Below are 3,261 nucleotides of genomic sequence, written 5' to 3'. Positions count from 1 at the left end.
TAGATATACCTCTTTCTTAACTATGCTTATTTTACCTCATATTTTCGAGATCCTTAACAGGTTCTTATAGTGATGAGGGTGTAGACGAGACGATCAAGGATAAAATCACAACTGAAGATCAGGTGGTAACTGATGATGTTGAAGAGCCTGATGCTGGTAATGATGGTTACAGCGAAGGTATGGCTTTCTCTTACCATGGTTACGGCAACGACTTAATATAAACTCTGATCCAGGAAGATAAAATAGTTAAGATAAACCTTCAACTAGTCCCACTTATTCACTATACTGCTATAGATTTTATAGCAATATAGTGAATGAACATTTTTAAGCAGATTTCCTCTCTAATCTTTAGTAAATTGAATGAGTTGAAACAAAGGGGTGTTATAAGCACAAGTGCAGCAAACTTTATCATAGAGCCTCCAAGCAATAGAGTCCATGGAGACATTTACACAAATGTTGCTATGGTGCTTGCAAAGCATGAAAAGAAGAATCCTATTGAAATTGCAGAGGTTTTAGCCAAAGAATTTGAACTTTTTGATGAAGTTGCAAAAGTGGAAATAGCAGGCTCTGGTTTCATCAACATGCACTTAAAAATAGAAGTGTGGCATGGAATTTTAAAACAAATAAATGAGCTAAAAACAGAGTTTGGCACCCTATATATAGGGAACAATCAGGCCATCAATGTTGAATTTGTATCTGCAAATCCAACTGGTCCACTGCATATTGGTCATGCAAGAGGGGCAGTATTTGGTGACGTTCTGGCAAATTTATTGAAAAAAGTTGGTTATAAAGTTACTAAGGAATACTATATTAATGATGCTGGAGCACAGATAGATACGCTAATTCGGTCAGTGTATTTGCGATATAAAGAAGCTCTGGGAGAAAAAATTAGTGTTGAAAAAGGTTTATACCCAGGTGAATATTTAAAACCGATAGGGGAGGGGCTGGCCAAAAAATATGGCGCAGAGCTTCTAGAAAAGCAAGATAATCAAGTGATTAGAGACTATACTTTAAGTTCTATCTTAGAAATTATAAAGGAAGACATGAACTTACTTGGAGTAAATCATGATGTTTTTACTTCAGAGTATGAGCTACAAAAAAGTGGCAAAATTGAAGAGAGTATAAAGATATTGTCTGACAAGGGTCTAGTGTATGAAGGGTACCTGGAGAAACCAAAAGGCAAAGAAAGCGAAAATTGGACTTCCAGAAAAGAGATGCTATTTCGCTCTACAAAATTTGGTGATGACGTTGACCGTGCATTGAAGAAAGAGGACGGCAATTGGACTTATTTTGCCTCGGATATCGCTTACCATTTTGATAAGATATCGCGTGGTTTTAACAATATGATCGTAGAGCTTGGTAGTGACCACGGCGGTTATGTCAAAAGACTCAAAGCAGTCGTCTCTGCGCTCAGTGATGATCAAGCAAAAATAGAGGTAAAACTGCATAATATTGTGAATTTTTTCGAGAACGGCAAACCTGTTAAGATGTCCAAAAGATCAGGAAACTTCCTAACAGCAAGAGATGTAGTGGAAGAAGTTGGTAGGGACGTAACTCGTTTTATAATGCTAACACGCAAGAATGATATGGTCTTGGACTTTGATTTTGCTAAAGTTAAAGAACAGTCAAAAGACAACCCTATTTTTTACGTGCAATATGCGCATGCTCGTGCTCATTCGTTAATGCGTAATGCTCCAAAAGAGCTCCCAACAGCAGATCCTTCACTTTTAAGGACAGGTGGAGAGCTCTTCCTCATAAAAACCTTAGCAAAGTGGCCAGATGTAGTAGAAATTGCAGCAAGGCTTTGTGAGCCACACAGAATTACTTTCTACTTACTTGAAGTTGCAGAAGCGTTTCACGTTTTATGGGGGTATGGCAAGAGTGATTTAAACATGCGTTTCATACTGGAAGACAACTTAAACCTCACCGCTGCAAGAATGTTTCTCGTGCAGGCCTTAGCACACGTCATCGCTTCTGGACTTTCTATCTTCAATATAGAGCCTTTGGAAGAGATGAGTTGATTTTTTTATGCAAGATTGTTTTTTCAACGAATAGAGAAGTTGACAAAATTAAGTAAAAATGTTATAGTTCGTGGTAGTATTTTCTGGTTAATATATGGCTCACAGTCAAAAAAAGCTCAATGTTAATGTAAGTTTTGACAGTAAATTGGCTCAGTATCTTACGGAAATGGCAGAGACTCAAAATAAAACTATTCCTGAGGTTTTAGTAGATTTAGTGGAAGAAGAGTTCGAAGAAGATGTAGAGCTATCCAAAATAGCTGACGATCGCCTCTCTGAAGGTGAAGAAGAAGTAGAGGATGATGAAAACATCTGGAAATAAAACTTACACTATAAAATTCTTAAAAAATGTTATTGAAAAAGAAATTCCAGCTCTTCCGGCAAAGATTAAATTAATGGTTCAGGAGGCCATAAAGAAACGCCTGACAGTTGATCCTTTTAATCTAGGAAAGCCTTTATGTCATAGCTTTAGAGGGCAATATAGGATAAGGGTTAGCAACTACCGTATAATTTACATCATAAATCATTCAGAACGTAAAGTACTTATTACTGCAGTGGGGTATAGAAAAAACATTTACAGACACAGAAGATTACACAATTAAAAATATAAGAAAGATCTCACCGCTGCAACTTGTCCAAGCCTTAGCACACGTCATTGCTTCTGGACTTTCTATCTTTAATATAGAGCCGTTAGAAGAAATGAGTTGACTTTTTTTTGTTACAATATGTAATGATCAAAATATTATTCAAAGTAGGGTAAAGTTATGACAATCAGTTTTAGGGAGTATTCAACTGTATTCACTGAAGTTGCGGAACAGACAGATTTAAATGGAAATAACATAATTGAAAGAATAAAAGGGCATTAGCATAGATCCCGCTAACAAGCAGCGGGATGACGGTTGTCAGGGTGTCAGGCTAGTACCTTCTCTTGTCATCCCAGTGCCCAGACACTGGGATCCAGAAGAGTTTGCTTGTGAACAAGCAAACTAGCATGGAAAGTGGTTACAACATTTTCGATGAGATTATATGGAAAACTGTATTCCAGTGTCAAGCACTGGAATACATCACAGGGGCACTGGAATGACACCCTTTACGGGCTCTTAAATTGCAACTATAAATGTTTAAGAAATTTACCAAATGAAAAAAAAGGCAAAAGAAGCCCCATGGTGGTTGGCTATTTACTATGTACTAAAATATCGGCGTTTTTTTTATTCTAAAACGCTTGATTAAGAGCGATTTAGCT

General features: G+C 37.0%; 4 protein-coding genes. All 4 read left to right on the top strand.

Features of this window, described 5'->3' with window-relative positions; translation table 11 throughout:
• Nucleotides 1-314: 314 nt before the first annotated feature.
• Nucleotides 315-2,021 carry an arginine--tRNA ligase gene (argS, locus tag OZD61_RS01355; RefSeq protein ID WP_274979572.1) on the top strand — a complete coding sequence of 569 codons (1,707 nt, stop codon included), beginning with the start codon at nt 315-317 and terminating at the stop codon, nt 2,019-2,021.
• 94 nt (nt 2,022-2,115) lie between these two features.
• On the top strand, nt 2,116-2,340 hold the full coding sequence (locus OZD61_RS01350; protein WP_010962565.1) for a hypothetical protein: 225 nt from the start codon (nt 2,116-2,118) through the stop codon (nt 2,338-2,340).
• On the top strand, nt 2,318-2,620 hold the full coding sequence (locus OZD61_RS01345; RefSeq protein ID WP_274979571.1) for a type II toxin-antitoxin system RelE family toxin: 303 nt from the start codon (nt 2,318-2,320) through the stop codon (nt 2,618-2,620). Before OZD61_RS01350 ends, OZD61_RS01345 begins: the two co-directional genes overlap by 23 nt.
• A gap of 326 nt (nt 2,621-2,946) precedes the next feature.
• Nucleotides 2,947-3,102, top strand: a complete 156-nt coding sequence (locus OZD61_RS01340; RefSeq protein WP_167513690.1) for a hypothetical protein — start codon at nt 2,947-2,949, stop codon at nt 3,100-3,102.
• The last annotated feature ends 159 nt before the right edge of the window (nt 3,103-3,261 follow it).

It is taken from the genome of Wolbachia endosymbiont of Drosophila bocki (assembly GCF_028982005.1).
Taxonomy (GTDB): domain Bacteria; phylum Pseudomonadota; class Alphaproteobacteria; order Rickettsiales; family Anaplasmataceae; genus Wolbachia; species Wolbachia pipientis.
This window is presented reverse-complemented; position numbering and strand designations above follow the sequence as displayed.